This window comes from Dietzia massiliensis (genome assembly GCF_018390595.1).
Taxonomy (GTDB): domain Bacteria; phylum Actinomycetota; class Actinomycetes; order Mycobacteriales; family Mycobacteriaceae; genus Dietzia; species Dietzia massiliensis.
This window is the reverse complement of the sequence record NZ_JAHBAV010000013.1, coordinates 48,907-72,347: the sequence shown is the minus strand read 5'-3', so window position 1 is coordinate 72,347 and position 23,441 is coordinate 48,907. Positions and strand designations below refer to the sequence as shown.

At 72.6% G+C, this 23,441-nt stretch carries 25 protein-coding genes; 19 read left to right on the top strand and 6 right to left on the bottom strand.

All coding sequences use genetic code 11. The features are described from left to right. Positions 1 to 129: 129 nt before the first annotated feature. Positions 130 to 984, top strand: coding sequence for a TroA family protein (locus KHA85_RS05680; RefSeq protein WP_007633211.1), 855 nt, complete (start codon positions 130 to 132; stop codon positions 982 to 984). A 27-nt stretch (positions 985 to 1,011) separates the two neighbouring features. Here the strand turns inward: KHA85_RS05680 and KHA85_RS05675 are convergent, their stop codons facing one another. Then, the gene (locus tag KHA85_RS05675; protein ID WP_213185083.1) at positions 1,012 to 1,713 is read right to left on the bottom strand and encodes an IclR family transcriptional regulator; all 702 of its coding nucleotides are present in this window, start codon (positions 1,711 to 1,713) and stop codon (positions 1,012 to 1,014) included. 70 nt (positions 1,714 to 1,783) lie between these two features. Between KHA85_RS05675 and leuC the strand changes: the two genes are divergently transcribed. The 3 genes from leuC (at position 1,784) to KHA85_RS05660 (ending at position 4,369) form a co-directional block, all read left to right on the top strand. Further along, entirely contained in the window at positions 1,784 to 3,250 is a 1,467-nt protein-coding gene (leuC, locus tag KHA85_RS05670) for a 3-isopropylmalate dehydratase large subunit (protein WP_106386213.1), read from the top strand. A 6-nt stretch (positions 3,251 to 3,256) separates the two neighbouring features. Further along, positions 3,257 to 3,853, top strand: a complete 597-nt coding sequence (gene leuD / locus KHA85_RS05665) for a 3-isopropylmalate dehydratase small subunit (protein WP_213185082.1) — start codon at positions 3,257 to 3,259, stop codon at positions 3,851 to 3,853. A gap of 135 nt (positions 3,854 to 3,988) precedes the next feature. Next, positions 3,989 to 4,369 carry an HU family DNA-binding protein gene (locus KHA85_RS05660; protein WP_213185081.1) on the top strand — a complete coding sequence of 127 codons (381 nt, stop codon included), beginning with the start codon at positions 3,989 to 3,991 and terminating at the stop codon, positions 4,367 to 4,369. A gap of 28 nt (positions 4,370 to 4,397) precedes the next feature. Here the strand turns inward: KHA85_RS05660 and KHA85_RS05655 are convergent, their stop codons facing one another. From KHA85_RS05655 to cofC, 3 genes are read right to left on the bottom strand one after another with little or no spacing between them, the layout of a single operon-like run. Beyond that, positions 4,398 to 5,312, bottom strand: a complete 915-nt coding sequence (locus KHA85_RS05655; protein WP_213185080.1) for an NUDIX hydrolase — start codon at positions 5,310 to 5,312, stop codon at positions 4,398 to 4,400. After that, complete coding sequence (locus tag KHA85_RS05650) at positions 5,309 to 7,405, bottom strand: RNA degradosome polyphosphate kinase (RefSeq protein WP_213185079.1); 2,097 nt, start codon at positions 7,403 to 7,405, stop codon at positions 5,309 to 5,311. The genes KHA85_RS05655 and KHA85_RS05650 overlap by 4 nt, the downstream gene beginning before the upstream one ends. After that, the gene (gene cofC, locus KHA85_RS05645) at positions 7,402 to 8,118 is read right to left on the bottom strand and encodes a 2-phospho-L-lactate guanylyltransferase (protein ID WP_213185078.1); all 717 of its coding nucleotides are present in this window, start codon (positions 8,116 to 8,118) and stop codon (positions 7,402 to 7,404) included. Before cofC ends, KHA85_RS05650 begins: the two co-directional genes overlap by 4 nt. Before the next feature lie 107 nt (positions 8,119 to 8,225). On the opposite strand from cofC, the gene KHA85_RS05640 reads away from it, so the two are divergent. Together KHA85_RS05640 and KHA85_RS05635 are read left to right on the top strand one after the other, a co-directional pair. After that, the gene (locus tag KHA85_RS05640; RefSeq protein WP_007633229.1) at positions 8,226 to 9,224 is read left to right on the top strand and encodes an NAD(P)H-dependent glycerol-3-phosphate dehydrogenase; all 999 of its coding nucleotides are present in this window, start codon (positions 8,226 to 8,228) and stop codon (positions 9,222 to 9,224) included. 10 nt (positions 9,225 to 9,234) lie between these two features. Further along, a complete protein-coding gene (locus tag KHA85_RS05635) occupies positions 9,235 to 10,341 on the top strand; it encodes a D-alanine--D-alanine ligase family protein (protein WP_213185077.1) in 1,107 nt (368 codons plus the stop codon). 40 nt (positions 10,342 to 10,381) lie between these two features. Here KHA85_RS05635 and KHA85_RS05630 read toward each other — a convergent pair whose 3' ends face one another. Further along, positions 10,382 to 10,996, bottom strand: a complete 615-nt coding sequence (locus KHA85_RS05630) for a DUF3515 domain-containing protein (protein WP_213185076.1) — start codon at positions 10,994 to 10,996, stop codon at positions 10,382 to 10,384. A gap of 121 nt (positions 10,997 to 11,117) precedes the next feature. Here KHA85_RS05630 and thiL point away from each other — a divergent pair, with 121 nt between their 5' ends. The 3 genes from thiL to KHA85_RS05615 are packed head-to-tail and all read left to right on the top strand — an operon-like array spanning position 11,118 to position 13,364. Beyond that, positions 11,118 to 12,131 (top strand): thiamine-phosphate kinase, encoded by a 1,014-nt coding sequence (thiL, locus tag KHA85_RS05625; protein ID WP_308936866.1) that lies wholly within the window; start codon positions 11,118 to 11,120, stop codon positions 12,129 to 12,131. A gap of 9 nt (positions 12,132 to 12,140) precedes the next feature. Next, complete coding sequence (locus tag KHA85_RS05620) at positions 12,141 to 12,662, top strand: gamma carbonic anhydrase family protein (RefSeq protein ID WP_007633234.1); 522 nt, start codon at positions 12,141 to 12,143, stop codon at positions 12,660 to 12,662. A 3-nt stretch (positions 12,663 to 12,665) separates the two neighbouring features. After that, complete coding sequence (locus KHA85_RS05615; RefSeq protein WP_213185075.1) at positions 12,666 to 13,364, top strand: uracil-DNA glycosylase; 699 nt, start codon at positions 12,666 to 12,668, stop codon at positions 13,362 to 13,364. A gap of 56 nt (positions 13,365 to 13,420) precedes the next feature. Here the strand turns inward: KHA85_RS05615 and KHA85_RS05610 are convergent, their stop codons facing one another. Then, complete coding sequence (locus tag KHA85_RS05610) at positions 13,421 to 14,215, bottom strand: enoyl-CoA hydratase/isomerase family protein (RefSeq protein WP_213185074.1); 795 nt, start codon at positions 14,213 to 14,215, stop codon at positions 13,421 to 13,423. A 127-nt stretch (positions 14,216 to 14,342) separates the two neighbouring features. On the opposite strand from KHA85_RS05610, the gene KHA85_RS05605 reads away from it, so the two are divergent. From KHA85_RS05605 to KHA85_RS05560, 10 genes are all read left to right on the top strand, one after another. Then, the gene (locus tag KHA85_RS05605; protein WP_213185073.1) at positions 14,343 to 16,133 is read left to right on the top strand and encodes a DAK2 domain-containing protein; all 1,791 of its coding nucleotides are present in this window, start codon (positions 14,343 to 14,345) and stop codon (positions 16,131 to 16,133) included. Continuing rightward, positions 16,130 to 18,400 carry an ATP-dependent DNA helicase RecG gene (gene recG / locus KHA85_RS05600; RefSeq protein ID WP_213185072.1) on the top strand — a complete coding sequence of 757 codons (2,271 nt, stop codon included), beginning with the start codon at positions 16,130 to 16,132 and terminating at the stop codon, positions 18,398 to 18,400. The genes KHA85_RS05605 and recG overlap by 4 nt, the downstream gene beginning before the upstream one ends. Before the next feature lie 16 nt (positions 18,401 to 18,416). After that, complete coding sequence (gene rsmD / locus KHA85_RS05595) at positions 18,417 to 19,004, top strand: 16S rRNA (guanine(966)-N(2))-methyltransferase RsmD (protein WP_213185071.1); 588 nt, start codon at positions 18,417 to 18,419, stop codon at positions 19,002 to 19,004. Beyond that, positions 19,001 to 19,474 (top strand): pantetheine-phosphate adenylyltransferase, encoded by a 474-nt coding sequence (gene coaD / locus KHA85_RS05590; protein WP_213185070.1) that lies wholly within the window; start codon positions 19,001 to 19,003, stop codon positions 19,472 to 19,474. Before rsmD ends, coaD begins: the two co-directional genes overlap by 4 nt. Before the next feature lie 131 nt (positions 19,475 to 19,605). Further along, positions 19,606 to 20,397, top strand: a complete 792-nt coding sequence (locus tag KHA85_RS05585) for a DivIVA domain-containing protein (protein WP_043566353.1) — start codon at positions 19,606 to 19,608, stop codon at positions 20,395 to 20,397. Between the two features lie 23 nt (positions 20,398 to 20,420). Further along, complete coding sequence (locus KHA85_RS05580) at positions 20,421 to 21,020, top strand: YceD family protein (RefSeq protein WP_106386201.1); 600 nt, start codon at positions 20,421 to 20,423, stop codon at positions 21,018 to 21,020. Continuing rightward, positions 21,017 to 21,730 (top strand): ribonuclease III, encoded by a 714-nt coding sequence (gene rnc / locus KHA85_RS05575; protein WP_213185069.1) that lies wholly within the window; start codon positions 21,017 to 21,019, stop codon positions 21,728 to 21,730. Before KHA85_RS05580 ends, rnc begins: the two co-directional genes overlap by 4 nt. 1 nt (position 21,731) lies before the next feature. Next, on the top strand, positions 21,732 to 22,643 hold the full coding sequence (gene mutM, locus KHA85_RS05570) for a bifunctional DNA-formamidopyrimidine glycosylase/DNA-(apurinic or apyrimidinic site) lyase (RefSeq protein WP_213185068.1): 912 nt from the start codon (positions 21,732 to 21,734) through the stop codon (positions 22,641 to 22,643). A gap of 4 nt (positions 22,644 to 22,647) precedes the next feature. Beyond that, positions 22,648 to 23,139, top strand: coding sequence for an OsmC family protein (locus tag KHA85_RS05565; RefSeq protein ID WP_174705790.1), 492 nt, complete (start codon positions 22,648 to 22,650; stop codon positions 23,137 to 23,139). After that, positions 23,136 to 23,426: an acylphosphatase gene (locus KHA85_RS05560; RefSeq protein ID WP_061227769.1), complete on the top strand. Its 291-nt coding sequence runs from the start codon at positions 23,136 to 23,138 to the stop codon at positions 23,424 to 23,426. Before KHA85_RS05565 ends, KHA85_RS05560 begins: the two co-directional genes overlap by 4 nt. Positions 23,427 to 23,441: the final 15 nt, after the last annotated feature.

Sequence of the window (23,441 nt, the reverse complement as noted above, 5' to 3'; positions counted from 1 at the left end):
CTAGGACGCCGCCCTCTCACGGCGGTAGCGTGGGTTCGAATCCCATCGGGGGTACCAGGGAGAACGTCCCGGTTCGTCACTGACGAGCCGGGACGTTCCGCATTTCGGGGTGCGTGCGAAGATCACCGCGTGACCTCGCGCCGTGACCTGTTCCGCCTCGCCGTGGGGGCCGGCCTGTCCCTCGCCGCCCTCGGTGCGTGCGGCGCGGAGAAGGGGGCGACGACGACGAGCCCGTCCGCCACCCCGACGGACCCGCTCGCCCCTCCCGAGCCGGTCCGGACACCGACGCCGGACGCGCCGCCGCGCCGTCTCCTCGCACTCTCCTCGGCCGATCTCGACGTCCTGCACGCGCTCGACCGCGAGCCGGAGGCCGCGTGGGCGGTCGACGGCACGGGACCGCGGCCGTGGCGTGGGCGACCCGCCCCGCCGCGGCCGGAATGGGACGGCCCGGGGCTGCCCAGTCTGCGGTCCCTGCTGCCGTTCGGCGTCGACGCCTTCGTCCTGGCCGCCGCGGACGTCACCGGCGACCAGCTACGCGGGTACGAGCGCCTGGCGACCGTGATCGTCGACCCGCAGGGGCGACCGGGCTGGCGGGACCACCTCGATCTCGTGGCCGACGCCCTCGACCGCGATCCCGGACCGGCGACCGCCACCGCCGAGGAGGCGCTCGACGCGTGGGCCGGGGGTCAGCGGCGGCTCGGGGTCGAGGCCCTCGCCGTCGTCGTCGGCACCGGCGCCCGGCCCGACACCCCCGTCGCCACCCTCGCGGCGGACTCGCCGCTCGGCGCGGAGATCCGCGCCCTGGGGTTCGAGGTGGACGCGCGGGCCGAGCCCCGGCCGTACCGCGAACTGCGGCGTCCGGGCGTCCAGGTGGTGCGGGTCGATCCCCGCGACGACGACCTCGTCGCGGCCGTGCGCCAGCCCAGTGTCTCGAGCCTGCCGTGGGCGTTGGACAGACTCGTCCGCGGGCGACGGCCCGCCTGAGGGCCCGCCGCGCGCCGCCGCGCCGCTCTATAGCCGCTTGTGTATCGCGTCCGCCGCGGCGAGCAGGTCGGCGGCCCACTTCGCGCCCGGCCGTCGGCCGATGCGGTCCACCGGCCCGGAGACCGAGATCGCCGCGACCACGGTGCCCGTCGAGTCCCGGATGGGCGCGGATATCGAGGCCACGCCCGCCTCCCGCTCGGCGACGGACTGCGCCCAGCCACGCCGGCGGACCTCCGCCAGCTGGCGATCGGTGTACGTGGCGTCGGTCAGCAGGGTGCGCTGCGTGGCCGGGTCGGCCCACGCGGCGAGAACCTTGGCCCCCGAACCGCGGTTCATGGGCAGAACCGCGCCGACGGGCACCGTGTCGCGCAGGCCGGTCGGCGGCTCGGCCGAGGCCACGCAGATGCGGCGGTCGCCGTCCCGGCGGTAGACCTGAACGCTCTCCTCGGTGATCTCGCGCAGCCGCGGCAGGACCGAGGATGCGGCGTCGGCGAGAGAGTCGGAGACGTGGGCCGCGAGCTTGGCCAGGCCGGGCCCGAGGCTCCAGACCCCGGCGTCGTCGCGGGACAGCAGTTGATGGATCTCCAGGCCCACCGCGAGGCGGTGCGCGGTGGCGCGCGGCAGTCCCGTCCGCTCGCAGAGGTCGGCCAGGACGCAGGGCTGTTCGGCCACCGCGTGCAGCACCGTCATGGCTTTGTCGAGGACCCCGATCCCGCTATACTGTCTCACAGTTCGACTATATCGTCCTACATGGTGAGAATCGATCCAAGGCTCATCCGGGACGTGGACTGGAGGCGTGATGACTGAGACCGTGACCGGCGGAACGCGACCGCGGACCCTGGCCGAGAAGGTCTGGGACGACCACGTGGTGGTCAGCGGAGAGGGTGAGGGCGAGTCCCGGGGGCCCGACCTCATCTTCATCGACCTCCACCTCATCCACGAGGTCACCAGCCCCCAGGCTTTCGACGGACTCCGCCTGGCCGGCCGTCAGCTCCGCCGTCCGGACCTCACCCTGGCCACCGAGGACCACAACGTGCCGACCGACATCGTCGGCGGCGCCGTCAACCTCATCGCGGACCAGACCTCGCGCGTCCAGATCGAGACCCTGCGCCGCAACTGCGAGGAGTTCGGCGTCCGCCTGTACCCGATGGGCGACCTCGACCAGGGGATCGTCCACGTCGTGGGCCCCCAGCTGGGCCTGACGCAGCCGGGCATGACGGTGGTGTGCGGCGACTCCCACACGTCCACCCACGGGGCGTTCGGGTCCATCGCCATGGGTATCGGCACATCCGAGGTCGAGCACGTCATGGCCACCCAGACGCTCAGCCTGCGCCCGTTCAAGACGATGGCCGTGACCGTCACCGGCGAGCTGCAGCCCGGGGTGACGGGCAAGGACCTCATCCTCGCCGTCATCGCCCAGATCGGTACCGGCGGGGGGCAGGGCTACATCATCGAGTACCGCGGCGAGGCCATCGAGAAACTCTCGATGGAGGCCCGGATGACCGTCTGCAACATGAGCATCGAGGCCGGCGCGCGGGCGGGCATGATCGCGCCCGACCAGACCACCTACGACTACCTCCGCGGCCGTCCGCACGCGCCCAGGGGCGACGAGTGGGACGAGGCAGTGCGGTACTGGGACAGCCTGCGCACCGACGACGACGCGGTCTTCGACGCCGAGGTCGTGATCGACGGCTCGGCGCTCACCCCGTTCGTCACCTGGGGCACCAACCCGGGTCAGGGTGTCCCGCTGGGCGCGTCCGTGCCGCACCCGGAGTCGTTCACCGACGAGAGCGCGCGTATCGCCGCCGAGAGCGCCCTGGAGTACATGGACCTGCGGGCCGGCACCCCCATGCGCGAGGTGCCCGTCGACGTCGTGTTCGTCGGGTCGTGCACCAACGGCCGTATCGAGGATCTGCGCACCGTCGCCGAGGTCATCGACGGGCAGAGGATCGCCGACGGCGTGCGGATGCTCGTCGTGCCGGGTTCCATGCGCGTGCGCCAGCAGGCCGAGCAAGAGGGCCTGGACCGGGTGTTCACCGAGTTCGGCGCCGAGTGGCGCCAGCCGGGCTGCTCCATGTGCCTGGGCATGAACCCCGACTCGCTGCTGCCCGGCCAGCGGTGCGCGTCCACCTCCAACCGCAACTTCGAGGGGCGCCAGGGCAAGGGGGCGCGCACCCACCTGGTCAGCCCGTCGGTCGCCGCGGCGACCGCGGTGCTCGGGCACCTCGCCTCACCCGTCGATCTCGAGCCCGAGAAGGGGGCCTGACAACCCATGGAGCCGATCACCACCCACACCGGCATCGGCGCCCCGCTGCGCCGCTCCAACGTGGACACCGACCAGATCATCCCCGCCGAGTACCTCAAGCGCGTCACGCGCACGGGCTTCGAGGACGGCCTGTTCTCCTCCTGGCGGGCGAACGAGCCGGACTTCGTCCTCAACCGCGCGCCGTACGACCGTGCCTCCGTCCTGGTCGCCGGACCGGACTTCGGGACGGGCTCGTCGCGGGAGCACGCGGTGTGGGCCCTCATGGACTTCGGCTTCCGCGTGGTCGTCTCGTCGCGCTTCGCCGACATCTTCCGAGGCAACTCGGGTAAGTCCGGCCTCGTGGCCGCCCGGGTCGAACAGGAGAACGTCGAGCTCCTGTGGAAAGTGATGGACGAGCGACCGGGTATCGAGCTCACCGTGGATCTGGTCACCCGTACGATCACCGCGGGCGATGTCACCGTACCGTTCGACATCGACGACTACACACGCTGGCGGCTCATGGAGGGTCTCGACGACATCGGTCTCACGCTGCGGCGCGCCGACGATATCGAGGCGTTCGAGAGCCGGCGGCCGGCGTTCAAACCGGTCACCACCCCCCGCTGATCGACGCGCGTAGAGAGTTCACGGAGTCACCTTCGTATTGTCCCCCGTCTGGCCTGGCTGTGTGAGCATGCTTATATTCATTCCGTGTGGTTGCGAAAGCCGCGGGCGCATACTCACCCGAAGGGGGATCCTCACGTGAACAAAGCCGACCTGATCGCCGAACTGGCGGACCGGATGGGCGGAGACCAGCAGCTCGCCACCGAGGCGCTGGAGAACACCCTCGACATCATCGTGCGGGCGGTGGCGTCCGGGGAATCCATCACGATCATGGGTTTCGGCATCTTCGAGAAGAGGGCACGTGCGGCCCGCGTGGCGCGCAACCCCCACACGGGCGAGTCGATCCCGGTCCCGCCGACCTACTCGCCGGTGTTCCGGCCTGGCCAGTACTTCAAATCCGTCATCCAGGGCACCGAGACGCTGCCCGAGGGGCGACTCGCCGCCAAGCGGTCGAGCTCGCACCAGTCGTCCGGCGGCCTGCACGCCAACGGGGTCGGACTCCGCGACAAGGTCAGCTGACCCGCCCGGCCGCAGGGCCGCCCGCGCCTCAGAACAGCGGTAGGGGGCTCGGGTAGTAGTCGGCGTGGACCACCGCCCCGCCGTCGAACCCCAGCACCCACACGCCGGCCTTCTTCGTGGACGCGTCGCCCACGTCGAGGCCTGCCGGCCCGGCCAGATCGCAGACCATCCCGGGGATGGCGGTGCCCTGCGAGGACACCGCGGCGATCCCGTCACCGGCGGCGATCCGGATCAACCGTGACACGGCCGCGGCGGGGTCGTCGAGGTAGGCCTCGTCGCTCAGGGCCGGCTCGGTCGCGACCGACTCCCCGAGTTCATCGGCCAGTGGTGCGAGCGTCTGCTCGCACCGGACCCGCGGCGCGCTGTGGAGACGGGTGACGCCGAACGCACTCAGCATCGGCGCCAACATCTCGGCCTGCACCCGGCCGTTCTTCTCCAGCGGCCTCAGGTCGTCGTCACCGCTCCACTCGCTCCGGCGCCCCGCCTTGGCGTGCCGGACGAGCAGCAGGACCGACCGGGCGCGCGGCGCGTCGTCGAAGCGGGTGAGGATCTTCCGGTCGAGCGGGTAGGAGACGAGGCGCTTGGCCTCGTCCACGGGCACCCAGCGGATCTCGTCGACCTCGGAGTTGGGGTGGAAGTCACCGCCGGTGGCCAGCGCCGACCAGTAGGTGACCTCTTTACGGGTGTTCTCCTTGAGGGGGTAGGCGGTCGTCCCGATCCGGGAGCGCAGCTCGGCGGCGAAGCCCGTCTCCTCCTCGATCTCGCGCACGGCGGTGACCGGCAGTGCTTCTCCGGCGTCGACCTTGCCCTTGGGGAGCGACCAGTCGTCGTAGCGCGGTCGGTGGACGACCGCACACAGCGGCGAATCGCCGTCCATCCGGTACAGGACCGCTCCGGCGGCCGGGACCACGCGGACCCTGGACTTTCCAGGCTTCGGGCTCATCGGTTACGGAACCCCGCGTGCTGGGAGGCCATGCGCTCCTGGTGATCGACCGAGTCGTCCCAGTCCTCCGGCGCCGGCATGCGTCGCCAGGTCGCGTCCGGCTGGAGGTGGAAGCTGCGGGTCGCCGGGTCGAGCGCCGAGTCGAAGATGCGGTGGATCTGCTCTTTGAGGCGGGGGTCGGTGACGGTGACCATCACCTCGACCCGGCGGTCGAGGTTGCGGTGCATCATGTCAGCGCTGCCGATGAACACCTCGTCCGCGCCACGGAAGTGCAGGATCCGCGAGTGCTCGAGGAAGCGGCCGAGGATCGACCGGACGTGGATGTTCTCGCTCAGGCCCGGGACCCCGGCGCGGAGTGAACAGATGCCGCGCACCACGATCTCCACCGGCACGCCGGCCTGGGAGGCCCGGTACAGGGCGTCGATCACCTGCTCGTCCACCAGCGCGTTGGCCTTGAGCCGGATGCCCGCCTCGTGACCCTCCTCGGCCAGGGCGATCTCGCGGTCGATCCGCTCGATGATGCCGGAGCGGATCCCCTCCGGCGCCACCAGCAGACGGCGGTATTTGCTCACGTTGGAGAACCCGGTGAGGTGGTTGAACAGGTCCGTCAGGTCCGACACGACCTCCTCGTCGGCCGTGAACAGCCCCACGTCCTCGTACAGCCGGGCCGTCTTGGGGTTGTAGTTGCCCGTGCCGATGTGCGCGTACCGCTGGAGCCGGTCGCCCTCCTTGCGCACCACCAGGCAGGTCTTGCAGTGAGTCTTGAGGCCGAGCAGGCCGTAGACGACGTGGACGCCGGCCTGCTCCAGCTCGCGGGCCCACCGGATGTTGTTCTGCTCGTCGAACCGGGCTTTGATCTCCACCAGCGCGACCACCTGCTTGCCGGCCGCCGCGGCGTCGACGAGCGCGTTGACGATGGGGGAGTCACCGGAGGTCCGGTACAGGGTCTGCTTGATCGCCAGGACGTCCTCGTCCGCGGCGGCCTGCTCGATGAATCGCTGCACGGTCGTGGCGAACGAGTCGTAGGGGTGCTCGACGAGGACGTCGCACTCCTGGAGCGAGGCGAAGATGTTGCGGGCGGTTTCCCGCTCGCCGAAGGCCGGGGGAGTGGCCGGGACCATGGGCGGGTCCTTGAGGTCGGGCAGGTCCAGGCCGTGGATCTGCCACAGGCCGGTGAGGTCGAGCAGACCGGAGAACCGGATGACGTCGGCGGAGTCGACGTCGAGTTCCCGCTGCAGGATCCGCAGCATCCGCGGGGTGGTGTCCTCCGCGATCTCCAACCGCACCGCCGACCCGAACCGGCGGCGCGCCAGTTCGCGCTCGAGGGCCTGCAGCAGGTCCTCGTCGCGGTCCTCCTCGACCTCCATGTCCGCGTTGCGGGTCACCCGGAAGACATGGTGTTCGACGACCTCCATGCCCTGGAACAACTCGCCCAGGTGGGCGGCGATGATGTCCTCGGCGGGGACGAACGAGTACTCGTCCGGTCCGCCGCGGTCCACCCGGACGAAGCGCGGGACGTTGTGGGGGATCTTGACCCGGGCGAAGTGCTCCTGGCCCGAGTCGAGGTCGCGGATGATGACCGCGAGGTTGAGGCTCAGGCCCGAGATGTACGGAAACGGGTGCGCCGGGTCCACCGCCAGTGGGGTGAGCACCGGGAAGATCGAGTTGCGGAACAGCTCCGCCAGCGAGAACTTCTCGTCCGCGGTGAGGTCGGACCACGGGAGGATCCGGATGCCGTTCGCCTCCAGCTCCGGCCGGATCTCGTCGCGGAACAACCGGGTCTGCTCGTCGCACAGCTCGCGCGTGCGCAGACTGATCCGCCCGAGCTGCTCGGCGGGCGTCTGGCCGTCGGCGGAGCGGACCGACAGCCCGGTCTTGTCACGTCGCTTGAGGCCGGCGACGCGCACCATGTAGAACTCGTCCAGATTGGAGGCGAAGATCGCGAGGAACTTGGCCCGCTCCAGCAGTGGGAGGCCCTTCTCGCCGGCCAGCGCGAGCACGCGCGCGTTGAAGTCCAGCCAGCTCAGTTCACGGTTGAGATAACGGTCACGGGGCCGGGGCAGTCCCTGGAGGGCGTGCTGTTCTATGGTCACGGCACCATTGTGGCCGATACCCCGTCCGCGTGTGTCGCGTGCCGTGTCGAGGGGTCGCGCAGCGCCCCGGCCGTGGCGGCGCCGACGTCACGGGCCGAGAGGGTGGCGAGATCGGCAGGGATGTCGACGTCCCGGCTCGCCGCGGCGAGATCGGCCGCCACGCCGACGGTCACGGCCCCGCCCGCGCGGAACCGGGCCGCGGAGTCGGGGCCGAACCGGCACACCCGGGAGTCGGGCGCGCCCGTCCAGAACGCCATCGTCGTCCCCGCCCCGCGATGGTCCGCGACCGTCGAATGGGGATGCCGCTCGGCGGAGGCGAGGATGCGCGCGAGGTGATGCGGGCGGAGCTCGGGCAGATCGGCGGCGACGACCCCGACCGGTCCGGGGACGTCGGCGAGCGCGGCCGTCAGGGCGGCGTTGAGGGGATCGACGTGGGAACGGGGCATAGAGGGCTCGGGGACGAACTCCGCGCCGACCCGGGCCGCCAGGTCCCGGACGAGCGGATCGGCGGCCGAGACGACGCGGACCCGGCCGACACCGGGGGTGGCGAGGCACGCCCGCAGCACGTCCGTGGCCATCGCCAGCACCAGGGACTTCCGCCCGGCTGACGGCAGAACCGGGTCCAGGCGACTCTTCGCGCGGTCCAGCGCCTTGACGGGGACGACGATCGTCCAGCCGTCAGTGCCGGTCGCGCCGCCCTCAGCTGTGCTCATCGACCGCCATCCTGCCAGCTGCGCCTCCCCGGCGTCCTGCACCGGGTAGCGTTCGCCGGGAACCACCGCGGTCGGCGGGCAGGGACGATGAGGGCCGGGAGGCGAAGATGGCACGGATCGCGGTGATGGGAGCGGGGTCCTGGGGGACCGCGGTCGGCAAGGTGCTCGCCGATGCCGGGTCCGAGGTCGTGATGTGGGCCCGTCGCGAGGAGGTGGCGGCGGACATCAACGGCGCGCACTGCAACCCCACCTACCTGCCCGACATCGTGCTGCCCGCGAGCGTGTCCGCCTCCACCGATCCCGCGGAGGTCCTCGAGGGCGCCGAGGAGGTCGTGCTCGCCGTGCCCTCGCAGAGCCTTCGTGGCAACCTCGAGACCTGGGTCCGGTCCTTCGAGCCCGACGCCGGCGTCATCTCGTTGGCCAAGGGCATCGAGACCGGCACCCTCATGCGCATCAGCGAGGTCGTGGCGGAGGTCGTCGGTCTGCCGGAGTCCCGCATCGCCGCGCTGTCCGGCCCGAATCTCGCCCGCGAGATCGCCGAGGGGCAGCCCGCCGCCACGGTGATCGCGTGTTCGGACGAGGAGCGGGCCGCCCGCCTCCAGGACGCGTTCTCCACCCCGTACTTCCGGCCGTACACCAACACCGACGTCGTCGGATGCGAGATCGGCGGCGCCACCAAAAACGTCATCGCGCTGGTGTGCGGGATCGCCACCGGGATGGGCCTCGGGGACAACACCATGGCCACCCTCGTCACCCGGGGCCTGGCCGAGACCACCCGGCTCGGGGTGGCGCTGGGAGCCAACCAGATGACGTTCGCCGGGCTGGCCGGGCTGGGCGACCTCGTGGCCACCTGTACGTCGCCGCTGTCGCGCAACCGGACCTTCGGGGAGCGTCTCGGCCGCGGTGAGACCCTCGAGCAGGCGCAGCGGGCGACCAACGGTCAGGTCGCCGAAGGCGTCAAGTCGTGCACCTCCATCCGCGAACTCGCCCGGCGGGCCGGGGTCGAGATGCCGCTCACCGAAGCCGTCCACGAGATCTGCCACGAGGGCGGCGACGCGGTGGAGGTGGCGGTGCGCCTCATGAGACGCAGCACCAAGCCCGAGTAGCCTCGGCCCGGTGAATCGCATCACCGTCGCAGTCCTCTACGGTGGCCGCAGCTCCGAGCACTCCGTGAGCTGTGTGTCCGCCGGTGCCGTCATGGGTCACCTCGACCGCTCCCGATACGAGGTGATCCCCGTCGGTATCACCGAAGCGGGGGCGTGGACCCTCGGCTCCGACGACACGGAGGACCTGCGCATCGCCGACCGCGTCATGCCCGTGGTCGACGCCGGCCGTCCGCGGGTGGCCCTCGGGCTGTCGGCCGACGACCGCGGCGTGCTGCGGTTCTCCGACGGCGACCGGGCCGGTCAGGAGATCGCCCGCGTGGACGTGGTCTTCCCGGTCATGCACGGCACTCACGCCGAGGACGGGACCGTCCAGGGTCTGCTGGAGCTGTCCGGCATCCCGTACGTCGGGCCCGGTGTCTTCGCCAGTGCCGCGGGGATGGACAAGGAGTTCACCAAGGTCGTGCTGGGCGCGGCCGGGCTTCCGATCGGCCGTCAGGTCGTCCTGCGGCCCGGCACCGCGACCCTCTCCACCGCCGACCGCGAGCGCCTGGGGCTGCCGCTGTTCGTCAAGCCGGCCCGCGGAGGTTCGTCCATCGGCATCACCAAGGTCTCGCGGGCGACCGACCTCGACGCCGCGATCGCCGAGGCCCGCCGCTTCGACGACAAGGTGATCGTCGAGGCCGCGGTCGTCGGCCGCGAGATCGAGTGTGGCGTGCTCGAGTATCCGGACGGCCGGGTCGAGGCGAGCCTGCCGGCCGAGCTGCACATCCCCGGTGAGCCGACGGGGGTGGAGGGCGAGACGGAGGGCGACGCCTTCTACGACTTCGACACCAAGTACCTCGACGACGTGACGACCTTCGATCTGCCCGCCGACCTCCCGGCGGAGCAGACCGAGCAGCTGCGGGCCCTGGCGGTCGAGGCGTTCCACGCCCTCGACGCCCGCGGTCTCAGCCGCGTGGACTTCTTCGTCACCGCCGACGGGCCGGTGATCAACGAGGTCAACACGATGCCGGGGTTCACCCCGATCTCGATGTACCCGCAGATGTGGGCGGCGACCGGGGTCGACTACGAGAGCCTGCTCGACACCCTGATCCGTACCGCGATCGCCCGCGGCTGACCCCGGGGCACGGTGGTTCCCGGGGCGCCGCCGGGGCGGATCAGCCCGCCGGCGCCGGGTCCGGCTCGACCACCTCGAGCGCGGCGGTGAGGGCGTCGGACAGGTCCTGGATCGGGCCGGTGCCGCTGCCCTCGGGGAGGGTCACCGCCACGTACTGCGGTCGATCGACCGCGACCCAGGTGGAGTCGGTGACGGCCGGATCCGGATCGGGTTCGTTGAACCACTGCACGCCGTTGACCTCCTGCAGTCCCACGCCGACCGTGAACGACGGCGGCGCGGGAAGCCCACACCGCACGATGATCGGCTCGGCGTCCGGCATCCGATAGGCGGCCGTTCCCTCGGGCGCCGGCTCCACCAGCGCCACCCGAGCGGCGTCGCCGAGCGATTCCGGCAGCTGTTCGATCAGGTCGACGCACTCCTCGGACCCCGCGCCCGGGGCCGGGATGGCGACGGCGGCCACCGGCTCGCTCGCGGCCTCCTCGGCCGCCTCGTCGCCGATGCCGCGCACCATCACCAGCACCACCGCCAGCATCGCGAGGGGGATGACGACGGCGAGCGCCACCACGATCTTCGAGACCGGCGCCGCGGACGCGGTACCCGCATCCCTCGGTCCGGCGTCGTACCGGTCGGCCGGATCCGAATCCCTCGAAGCCACGTCGCGTCGTCCTTCCTCCCACGGCGACCGCCCCGGGGCGCGGCCGCTAGCCTGACGGCAACGCTACAGACCCACGCCGGAGCTCCCGGCGTGCGACTCCACGGGAAAAGGGGTGGCCGCCGTGTCAGACCGGGCCGGGACCTGGATGCATGCGGTCAGCCCCGACCGGGATCTGACCGTCGCACGGGCGGGGGAGGCGGCGGTTCTCGCCGTCCTCAGCGGGCCGGGCGACGGCCACCCGGACGATCCCGTGGGCAACGGGGACGACGCGGCGGTGCTGGGGCCGGCGGAGGCGACGGTGGTCACCACCGACATGCTCGTCGAGGGCACCCACTTCCGACTGGACTTCACCGGCTGGGCCGACCTGGGGCGCCGGGCGGTAGCCCAGAACGTCTCCGACGTCCTGGCGATGGGCGCCGACTGCACCCGGGTGCTCGTCGCCCTCGCCGTACCCGCCGGGACGACCATGGGGCAGATCGAGGACCTCGCCGCGGGGATCCACGGGGAAGCCGTCCGATCCGGTGCCGTCGTGGTGGGCGGCGATCTCACCAGGGCCGACCTCGTCGTCGTCGGCGTCACCGCGCTCGGCACCCTCCCGCGCGGCGCGCGACCACTGCGGATCGACGGCGCGCGGCCCGGGGACACCGTCGCACTCACCGGGACCCCCGGGCGCTCGGCGGCCGGCCTCGCCCTCCTCCTCGCCGGACATCCTCACGGACCTCTACAGCAGTCGCACCGCGTCCCGGTGCCCCCGGTCGGGCTCGGGACCGCGGCGCGCCTCGCCGGCGCCCGGTCCCTCACCGACGTCAGCGACGGCCTGCTGCGTGACCTGTCGGGCCTGGCGCGCGCGTCCGACGTAGCCGCCGATCTCACCATGGACGCGCTCCCCGTCGATCCCCTCCTGTACGAGGCCGCCGGGACGCTCGGTGCGGCCGACCCCGACGCGCAGGTCACCGACTGGGTGCTCGACGGCGGCGAGGACCACGGCCTGCTCGGCACCTTCCCGCCCGGGGTCACCCCGCCGGCCGGGTTCACAGTGATCGGCACCGTCCGGGCCGGTGAGCCGGGGCGCGTCACCCTCGACGGCGAGCCGCGGGTCCCCGGGGGCTGGGACTCTGCGCGGGGCGCGAACTAGGGTGGACGCATGGCCGTCTACGCACTCGGAGACCTCGAACCCGACATCGCCCCCGACGCATGGGTCCACCCCGACGCGGTGGTCATCGGGCGGGTGACCCTCGGGCCCGGCGTCTCCGTGTGGCCCACCGCCGTGCTCCGCGGGGACTACGGGCGCATCGAGGTCGGCGCCATGTCCAACATCCAGGACGGCACCATCGTGCACTGCACGGCGACCGACGCGACGATCATCGGCGAGCACTGCGTGGTCGGGCACAACGCCCACATCGAGGGCGCGACCATCGGCGACCGCACGCTGATCTCGTCCGGGTCGATCGTTCTCAACGGCGCCGTCATCGGCTCGGGCGCCGTCGTCGCCGCGGGATGCCTGGTGCCCCCGCGGTTCGAGCTGCCCGACCGCCGGATGGCGATGGGCATGCCCGCGAAGATCCGGGAGGGCCACGAGGTCGACCCCGCGATGCTCGAGGGCAACACGCAGATGTACCACGACAACGCCATGCGCTACCGCGCCGACCTGCGACGCCTCGACTGACCGGTGAGCACACGACGCGCCCCCGCGCCGCTCGCCGACCTCCTCGACCCCGGTTGGGCGGAGGCCCTGGCCCCGGTCGAGGAGCGGATCCACCGGATGGGCGACTTCCTCCGCGCCGAGAACGCCGCCGGCCGGGGCTTCCTGCCGGCCGTCGACCACGTCCTGAGGGCGTTCACCCAGCCGTTCGACGACGTCCGCGTCCTCATCGTGGGCCAGGATCCCTACCCCACGCCCGGCCATCCGATCGGACTGAGCTTCGCGGTCGAGGCGGACGTGCGCCCGCTGCCACGCAGTCTGGTCAACATCTACCGCGAGTACACCGACGATCTCGGGCTGCCGGCCCCCGCACACGGTGACCTCGGCGCGTGGACCCGGGCGGGGGTGCTGCTCCTCAACCGGGTGCTCACCGTGGCCCCGGGCGAGCCCGCCTCCCACCGCCGTAAGGGCTGGGAGGAGATCACCCAGCGGGCGATCGAGGCGCTCGTCGAGCGCGAGCGACCCATGGTGGCGATCCTGTGGGGGCGTGACGCGCAGTCACTGACGCCGATGCTCGGCGACACCCCGGTCATCGCCTCTGCGCACCCCTCACCGCTGTCGGCGTCGCGGGGCTTCTTCGGCTCCAGGCCGTTCAGCCGCGCGAACGAGGAGCTCCGTCGACTCGGCGTGGAGCCGGTCGACTGGAGTCTCCCCGACGAGCCCTGACAGGCGTAGAGGCAGACCGTTTCCGGCGGGCCGGCCGGCCGGCCCGCCCTGCCGCGTCAGCGCCCGCCGAACTCCGGTGTGCGCTTGGCGACGAAGGCGTCCACGCCCTCCACCCCGTCGGGGGAGACCGCCAGGCGGGCGATGGAATACCGCTCGGCGTCGAGCTGCTCGGCGAGCGTCGCGGACTCCGAGGCACGGAGCAGGGCCTTGGCGGCCGCGTGGGACTCGCGGGGCCCGGCGGCCAGGCGCACGGCCAGCTCGCGCGCGGCCTCGCGGACGTCGCCCTCGACGAACGTCGTGAGCAGGCCCAGCTGGTACGCCCGCGCCCCGTCCATCGGCTCGTTGCCGACGATGAACGCCCGCGCCGCCCCCTGGCCGATCGCGCGGGGCAGGCGCCATGACATCCCGCCGTCGGGGGACAGGCCGATTCCCGGGTAGGCCGCCAGCAGTCGGGTGTCGGGGCCACCGACCGAGAAGTCCGCGGCCAGGACCAGCGAGGCTCCGGCGCCGGCCGCCCACCCCGCGACGGCGGCGACGATCGGCACGGGGAGCTCGTCGAGCTGACGGACGACCGCGTGGAGACGGTCGGCGAGCTCACGCACGTGCTCCGCGCGGTCGGGGGCCGCGGCGAAGCCCGGGACGTTGCCGCCTGCACAGAAGTTGGCCCCCAGGCCCACCAGGAGGACCGCGCCGGCCTCGATCTCGCCCGCGAGCAGGGCGCGCAGCGCTACCGACGCCTGATCGACGGCGTCGGAGTCCAGTGAGTTGCCCTTGCCCTCCAAGGAGATCGGGAGGGTGAGTACGCCCTCGGCGAGGGTGACGAGCGGGGTGTCGGCGAGGTCGAAGGTCATCGTGGGGCTCCCGGGTCGTTTCCGCCGTCTCGGCTAGTCGGACGGCTGTCGAGTGGTGAGGGTACTAGGCTTGGCCGCGTCGGCCGGGAGTTGCACAACAGGGGCGGTCGTGTGGTGAGGAGGGGTGATGACGCAGGAATCGACACATGTCGAGGATCGTCCGTCGACCCTCGACGCACACGGACTGCTCATCTGGGCGCGGCGGTCGGTCGAGATGCTCGCCCTCCACCGCGAGGAGATCAACGCGCTCAACGTCTTCCCGGTGCCTGACTCGGACACCGGGACCAACCTGCTCTACACGATGCGCGCGGCCGTGGACCGTGCGGAGGGAGAGGACGCGTGGATCGCCGAGGGCGGCGGCACGGCGGGCGCCCGCGAGATCGCGGTCGCCCTCGGCCACGGGGCGGTCCACGGGGCGCGCGGCAACTCCGGGGTGATCCTCTCCCAGGTGCTCCGTGCGGTCGGGGAGGCCGCGACCTTCACCGTCGTCGACGCCTCGACATACCGCCGGGCCCTGCGTACGGCGGTCACCCTCGTCGACCACGCGCTGAGCGACCCCCTGGAGGGGACCATCGTGACGGTCCTGCGCGAGGCCGCCTCGGCGGCGGCGCGCTCCTCGGCCACCTCGCTGGTCGAGGTGGCCCGCGCGGCGGCGGACGCCGGCGCGGAGGCCCTGGGCCGGACCACCACGCAGCTGCCCGCACTGCGCCGCGCCGGTGTGGTCGACGCCGGCGGCCGGGGCCTGCTCGTCCTGCTCGACGCGATGGTCGAGGTGCTGACGGGACAGACGCCCGAGCGGCCGGAGTACGTCACGCCGTCCGAGCCCGCCACCGCGGCGGCCGCGGTCGCGGCATCCGGTGGCGACGGCCGGCCCGGCGGCGCGGGAGCAGAGGGGACGTGTGACGCCGAGGGCGCCGGGCGTGGCACGCGCTATGAGGTGATGTACTCGCTGACCCACTCAGACGACGCGCGCGCCGACGAGCTGCGGTCGGCCCTGCGCATGCTCGGTGACAGCGTGGTGGTGGTCGGTGACGGCGGTTCGGACGTCAACGCGAGGTGGGCCGTCCACGTCCACACCGACGACATCGGCTCGGCGATCGAGACGGCGCTGCCGCTCGGGCGCGTCACCGAGATCAGGGTGACGGACATGCTCGACCCGACCGGGGACGGCGGCCGGGGCGATTCCGCCGGCGACACCGCGGGCACCGCCGGTGACACCGCGGGCACCGGCGGCGCCGCCAGGCGCGGCGGTCCCGGCGGTGAGCCGGTCGTGCGTCGCGTGGTGGCCGTCGTCCCGGACGGCCCGCTCGCCGAGCTGTTCGCGGGCGCGGGCGCCGCGACCGTCGACCCCGGCGAGGACGGGGAGGGTGTGGTCGACGCCGTGCTGGCCGTGGAGGCCGACGAGCTCCTCGTGCTGCCCAACGGGGAGCTCTCGCGCGACCGGATCAGCGCGCTCGACGCCGCCCTGCGGGACGCCGTCGGCCACGCGTTGATCCTGCCGACGGGATCGGTGGTGCAGGGGCTGGCCGCGCTCGCCGTGCACGACCCCACCACGACCCTGTCCCTGGACGGGTTCTCGATGGCCGACGCCGCGGCGGGCACCCGGCACGCGCACCTCGTCCGCGCCGAGCAGGACGCCCTCACCCTGGTCGGCCGGTGCGCGGCGGGCGACCTGCTCGGCGTTGTCGGCCACGACGTCGCGCTCATCGAGACCGACGCGGTCGAGGCGGTGTGCGCGCTGGTCGACCGCATGCTGTCCGCCGGCGGGGAGCTCGTGACGGTGTTGTTCGGAGACGAGTACGACGAGGCGGCGACCGAGTCGGTGCTGTCCAGGCTGCGCAGCGCGCACCCCGACATCGAGGTCGTCGGCTACGCCGCGGGCCCGGGGCGGGCGCTGGCGCACGTCGGGGTCGAATGACGACGCTCGCCACCACGGACACGCCCCTGGTCGAGGTGCTCGACCCCGGGCTGGCGGAGCGGATCACCACGGCGTTCGGTCACCGGACCGTCGGGGACCTGCTGCACACCCTGCCGCGGCGCTACCGCCAGCACGGGCAACGCTACGACAAGCGGCAGCTCGTCGACGGCGAGCGCGTGACGGTCATCGGCACGGTCACCACGGCCCGGACGAGGACGTACCACACCAAGAAGGGCCAGCCCCGGGAGATGCTCACGCTCACCGTGGAGGACGGCGACACGGAGTTCCGGGTGGTCTTCTTCGCCGGGCGCAGCATCAAGTACCTGCTCCCGGTGGGCACCCTCGCCATGTTCGACGGCACCGTGTCGCATTTCCGTCGCGCGCCGGACCTCAAGCACCCCGAGTTCCTGGTGCTGCGGCCGGTCTCCGGGCAGGGCGGGCAGCTCAAGGGATCGGGTGACCTCGCGGCGCTGGCCCGGCTCGCGGCGAAGATCGACGCCGAGGGCGGGCCGAGCCTGTTCGACCGCCCGCTGCTGCCCGTCTACGCCGCGAAGGAGGGCGTCACCTCCTGGGATCTGCTCGGCGCGGTCGTGACCGCGTTGCGGGCCCTGGTGCCGGTGGTCGACCCCCTGGACGACACCGTGCGCTCGGCGGCGGGGTTGATGGGGCTGGACGAGGCGCTGCGCAAGGCCCATCTGCCCGAGAACGCGCGGGAGAAGGACCACGCGGGCCACCGGCTGCGCTTCGACGAGGCGCTCGCCCTGCAGCTGCTGCTCGGCGCGCGGCGCCGGTTCGTCGCGCGGGACCCGGCGCCGGCGAGCCCGGTGCGCGACGACGGTATCCGTGCGGCGATGGGCGCCCGCATGCCGTTCGAGCTCACCGACGGACAGAAGGCCGTGCTGGAGGAGATCTCCGCCGACCTGGCGCGGGACGAGCCCATGAACCGGCTCCTGCAGGGTGAGGTCGGCTCGGGCAAGACCGTGGTCGCGCTGCTCGCGATGCTGCAGGTGCTCGACGCCGGACGGCAGTGCGTCATGCTCGCCCCCACCGAGGTCCTGGCGGTCCAGCACCACCGGTCACTCACGGCGATGCTCGGAGACCTCGGCGAGCGCGGTCGGCTGGGCGCCGCCGACGAGGCCACCCGCGTCGTGCTGCTCACAGGGTCGATGTCGACCGCCCAGCGGCGGGCGGCCCTGCTCGACATCGTCACCGGTGAGGCGGGGATCGTCGTGGGCACCCACGCCCTGATCCAGGACTCGGTGGACTTCTTCGACCTGGGCCTGGTGGTGGTGGACGAGCAGCATCGCTTCGGGGTGCGCCAGCGTGACCGCCTGCGGTCCAAGGGCCGCGCCGGCATGGTGCCGCACCTGCTGGTGATGACCGCGACCCCCATCCCGCGGACGATCGCCATGACGGTGTTCGGCGACCTGGAGGTCTCCGAGCTCGACGAGCTCCCCGGGGGTCGGCGTCCGATCTCGACGTCCGTCGTGCCCGCACGCGAGCGGCCGGCGTGGTTGGCGCGGGCGTGGGAGCGGGTGCGCGAGGAGGTGGCCGCCGGCCACCGGGCGTACGTGGTGTGTTCCCGCATCGACGCCGACGACGGCAGGTCCGACGACGCGACGAAGGGGGACGACGACGAGGGCGGAGACAGACCGCCGTTGGTCGCCGCCGTGGATCTGCACGAGTACCTGTCCACCGGCCCGCTGGCCGGGCTGAGAATCGGCCTCCTGCACGGCCGGCTCCCGTCGGAGGAGAAGGACGCCACCATGGCCGATTTCGCCGCGGGCCGCCTCGACGTGCTCGTGTCCACGACCGTCATCGAGGTCGGTGTGGACGTCCCCGAGGCCACGGTCATGGTGGTGATGGACGCCGAGCGTTTCGGTGTGAGCCAGCTCCACCAGCTGCGCGGTCGGGTCGGCCGCGGCGGGCTGCCGGGTCTGTGTCTGCTCGTGACCAACTCCCGCGCGGGGAGTCGGTCCATGGAGCGGCTCGACGCGGTCGCCGCCACGACCGACGGGTTCGTCCTGGCCCAGCTGGACCTCGTCCAACGGCGCGAGGGGGACGTCCTGGGGGACGCGCAGTCCGGGGCGCTGTCAGCGCTACGGCTGCTGTCGGTGGTCGACGACGGCGACGTCATCGAGATCGCCCGCCGCCACGCCGAGGAGATCCTCGAGGCGGACCCGGGGCTGCACCGGCACCCCGCGCTCGCCGAGCGGGTCCGCCGACTGGCCGGCTCCGAGGAATCCGACTACCTGTTCAGATACTGACGCGACGGGAACCCCAATGACCCGCATCATCTCCGGCCGCCTGCGCGGGCTGTCGATCACCGTGCCGCCGGCCGGGACACGGCCCACCACCGACCGGGTCCGCGAGGCGCTGTTCAGCGCCATCGACAGCCGGGTGGACCTCGACGGCGCCGCCGTCCTCGACCTGTTCGCCGGCTCCGGGGCGCTCGGGCTCGAGGCCCTGTCCCGGGGAGCCGACACCGCGTGGTTCGTCGAGGAGAACCCCCGGGCGGTGGCCTGCCTGAAGAAGAACACCGCAGGGGCCTCGTCGTCGTCCCCCTCCCTGAGCACCACCGTCAGACGGGCGGCCCTCCCGGCAGCCGTCGAGGGCGACTGTCCCGTGCCCGGCGGATTCCACCTGGTCCTGGCCGACCCGCCGTACGAGCGCTCGGCCGTGCTCGACGAGCCGGTTCTGGCCGCGCTGCTCGAGGGGGGCTGGCTCGCGGAGGACGCTCTCGTCGTGTGGGAGCGCTCGAAGCGGGACCCCGCCATACGCTGGCCCGCCGGCTACGACGTGATCTTCGAGCGCACGTACGGGGAGACCACGATCGAGATGGCCAGGCCGGTTGATACGGTCGCCCCATGACGACCGTCGTGTGCCCAGGCTCCTTCGACCCGGTGACCCTCGGGCACCTCGACATCATCCGCCGCGCCGCGGAGCTGTTCGACGACGTGGTCGTGTGCGTGGTCGCCAATCCCAACAAGCAGGGCACCTTCACGATCGACGAGCGCAAGGCGCTCATCGACGAGGTGTGCGCGGACATGCCCGGCGTGCGGGTGGACAGCTTCTACGGACTGCTCGTGGACTACTGCCGCGATCAGGGGGCGACGGCCGTCATCAAGGGCCTGCGCGACTCCACCGACTACGACTACGAGCTGCCGATGGCCCACATGAACCGGTCGATCGCGGGCGTCGACACCGTCTTCCTGCCGACGCGTGCCGACCTGGCGTTCGTGTCGTCGTCGCTGTGCCGCGAGGTCACCCGGCTCGGCGGCGACGTCTCGCACCTGCTGCCGGAGCCGGTCGCCGTCGCGCTGCGAGAGCGTCTGGGCTGAACCGTCGCGCTGCGGGAACGCCCCGGTCGAAATCGTCCGACCACCGGACACACCGTCTCCGCACCGGCCCGCCGCCGTGTGTTGCGGGCACACTGATGGGACGAATGTGACGATCCGGTGAAGGGACGAGCGTGTACCGAGTGTTCCAGGCCCTCGACGAGCTGAACGCGATGATCGAGGACGCCCGCAGTCTGCCCATGACCGCGAACTGCGTGGTGCCCCGGCACGAGTCCCTGCTGTTGCTCGACGACATCCGCGACTCCTTCCCCGGTGAACTCGACGACGCCCAGGACGTGCTCGACCAGCGCGACCGGGTGCTCGCGGAGGCCGACGCCACCGCCCGCGAGACCATCGCCGCCGCGGACGCCGAGGCGGACCGGACCCTGCGCGACGCCCGCGAGGACGCCGACGCGATGCTCGCCGACGCCAAGTCCCGCGCCGACCGCATGGTCGCCGAGGCCACCGCGCACGCCGACGGGCTCGTCGGCGACGCCCGTGCCGAGGCCGCCGAGCTGCTGGACCGGTCCCGCCGGGACGCCGAGTCCACCACCACCCGCGCCCGCGCCGAGGCCGACCGGCTGGTCGAGCAGGCCAACATCCTCTACGACCGCACGATCACCGAGGCCCGCCAGGAGCAGCAGCGCATGCTGTCCGAGTCCGAGGTCGTGCGGATCGCCGACGAGGAGGCCGCCCGCGTGCGCGACGCCGCCCACGCCGAGAGCGAGCGCCGGCGCGAGGAGTGCGACGCCTACATCGACGAGAAGATGGCCCGCTTCGAGGAGTTCCTCGGGGCGACGCTGCGCACCGTCGCCCGCGGCCGCGAGGAACTGCACGGTGTCGCGCCCACCGCGCGGCGCGATCCGGCCGCGCGCAGGGGCACCCGTGACGACGAGCGCTTCGGCGACGGGTACGGGGACTACTGAGCCAGGCGGGTAGTCTGCTGGGCGTGTCCACCACCTCCCGCACCCCCCGCCACGGCCGCCCGGCCGCCGATTCGCTCGTCCTCGACACCCGCGTGCTGTCCCGCACACCCGGCGCGATGGAGCCGGTGCGGCGCGCCGCCGTGCTGCCCTCCGACATCGGCGTCGAGCTCATCCGGATCCCGAGCGGGTCGCAGGTCGAGCTGGACCTCATGATGACGTTCGTCGACGAGGGCGTGCTGGTCACCGGGTCGGTCAGCGGCCGGGCCGACGTCGAGTGCGCGCGCTGCCTCGGTGAGTTCACCACCGACGTCGCCGTCGAGTTGACCGAGATGTACGCGACCCCCGGGACCGCCGCGGCCGACGGCGCCGAGGAGGACGAGGTGCGCCTGCTCGACGGCGAGCTGATCGATCTCGAACCAGCTCTCGTCGACGCGTTCGGGCTCGAGTTCCCCATGTCGCCCACGTGCACCGACTACGGACACGACGAGTGCGTGAACCCCGAGACGCCCGCCCCGGACGGGGTCTCCGGCGAGGAGACCGGCCGCATCGACCCGCGCTGGGCCGGACTGGCGGAGAAGTTCGGCATGACCGACCCGGCCGACACCGACGGGGACCGCGCGTGACCGACCAGCCCTCCGCGCTGGACGCCGTCCTGGGCGTGGCCCTGCCCGCCGGCCTGGCGACCCAGGCGCTGACCCACCGCTCCTACGCCTACGAGCACGGGGGGCTGCCACACAACGAGCGCCTCGAGTTCCTCGGCGACGCCGTGCTGGAGCTCGTCGTGACGGAGTACCTCTACAACGCGTACCCGGATCGCCCCGAGGGCGACCTGGCCAAGATCCGCGCGAGCCTGGTCAACACCTACGTCCTGGCCGACATCGCCCGCGAGCTCGGCGACGGCGGACTGGGCCGGCACCTGCGGCTCGGCCGCGGGGAGGAGCTCACCGGCGGTCGGGACAAGCACTCGATCCTCGCCGACACCCTCGAGGCGGTGTTCGGGTCGGTCTACCTCACCCACGGCCTCGAAACGGCCCGCGGCCTGATCGAGAAGATCATCGGCGACCGCCTGACGGTCGTGCCCCATCTGGGCGCGGCGTTGGACTGGAAGACCAGTCTGCAGGAGAAGTGCGCGTCGCTCGGCCGGCCCAAGGCGCGGTACGAGATCACCGCGACGGGACCGGATCACGACAAGACCTTCTCCGCCGTGGTGTTCGTCGGCGACGACGCGCTCGGCGAGGGCACCGGCCGCACCAAGAAGGAGGCCGAGCAGAAGGCCGCCGAGCAGGCCTGGGCGGCCCTGGACGGGACCACGGCGAACCGGACCGCCGGCTGACGTGCCCGAACTTCCCGAGGTCGAGGTCGTCCGCCGGGGACTGGCCGATCACGTCGTGGGCCGCACGCTCGTCTCCGTCGAGGTCACCGGGGCGCGCACGGCCCGTCGCCAGCCCGGGGGCGCGGCCGAGATCGTCGCGCGGCTGACCGGGCGTACCGTCAGCGGGGCGCGGCGGCGTGGCAAGTACCTGTGGCTCACCCTCGACGGCGACGACGCGGCCGGTGCGGACTGCCTCCTGGTCCACCTGGGCATGAGCGGTCAGATGCTCGTCACGGGTGCCGGCGCACCGCCGGTGCGCCACCTGCACGCCCGGGCCGCCCTCGACGACGGCAACGAGCTCCGGTTCGTCGACCAGCGCACGTTCGGCGGGTGGACGGTCGTGCCGCTGGCCGGGGCCCGCGACGGCAGCGGGGTGCTGCTGCCCGCGCCGGCCGCGCACATCGCCGCGGACCCGTTCGAGTCCGGGTTCGACCCCGTCGCCGCCGCCCGGGTCATCCGACGCCGCGACACCGAGATCAAGCGGCTCCTGCTGGACCAGACCGTCGTGTCCGGCATCGGCAACATCTACGCAGACGAGGCGCTGTGGCGCTCCGGCCTGCACGGTCGGCGACGTTCGGGCGCGATCACCCTGCGCGCCGTCACGGGAGTGCTCGAGCATGCCCGCGACGTGATGGCCGACGCCCTCGACGCCGGTGGCACCTCCTTCGACGCGCTGTACGTCAACGTCAACGGCGCGTCCGGCTACTTCGACCGGTCGCTCGACGTCTACGGCCGCGCGGGCCTGCCGTGCAGCCGCTGCGGGACCGCCGTCGTGCGCGAGGACTTCATGAACCGGGGCTCGCACTTCTGCCCCGTGTGCCAGCCCGCGCCCCGCCGCCGGAGCGGGGCGCGTCGGCGCCCGGTCGTACGATGACCGCATGACCCAGACGCCTCAGCCCGCACCGCAGGATCCCGCACCCGCCGCCGGGGACGCCCCCACCCCGGGCACCGGCCCGGAGCTCCGGGTCGACCGGATCGGCACCCGGCGCTACGTGGGCACCTCCTCGCGCGGGGCACGGGTCGAGATCGGGTCGGCCGATGTCGAGGGGGTGTTCACCCCGGGCGAGCTGCTCAAGATCGCTCTTGGTGCGTGCACGGCCATGGCGTCGGACTTCACCGTCTCCCGCCGGCTCGGTGACGACTACGCCGCAACGGTCCGCGTCTCCGGCGACGCCGACCGCGAGAACGAGCGCTACCCGCGCCTCGAGGAGACCTACGAGCTCGACCTGTCGGGCCTGGACCCGGCGATGGCCGACCGCGTGCTCGACATGATCCGCCGTTCGGTCGACGCCACGTGCACCGTCGGCCGGACGATCACCGCGGGTACCGAGGTCGCGCTGCACTTCGAGACCGGGCGCGATCCCGAGTGAGCGCCCCGGGACGGGACCCGGTCCGCCTGGTCGCGTGGGTGCACGGCCACGTCCAGGGGGTGGGCTTCCGCTGGTGGACGCGCAGCCGCGCCCTCGAACTGGGCCTGAGCGGGTACGCGGCCAACAAGCCGGACGGCCGCGTCCACGTGGTGGCCGAGGGCGACGAGGCCGCATGCTCCAGCCTGCTCGAACTCCTCCGCGGTGGCGACACCCCCGGACGCGTGGACCTCGTCGTCGACACCTACGAACCGGCGCGAGGCGGACTGACGGGATTCGTCGAACGCTGACCTAGGATCGACTCC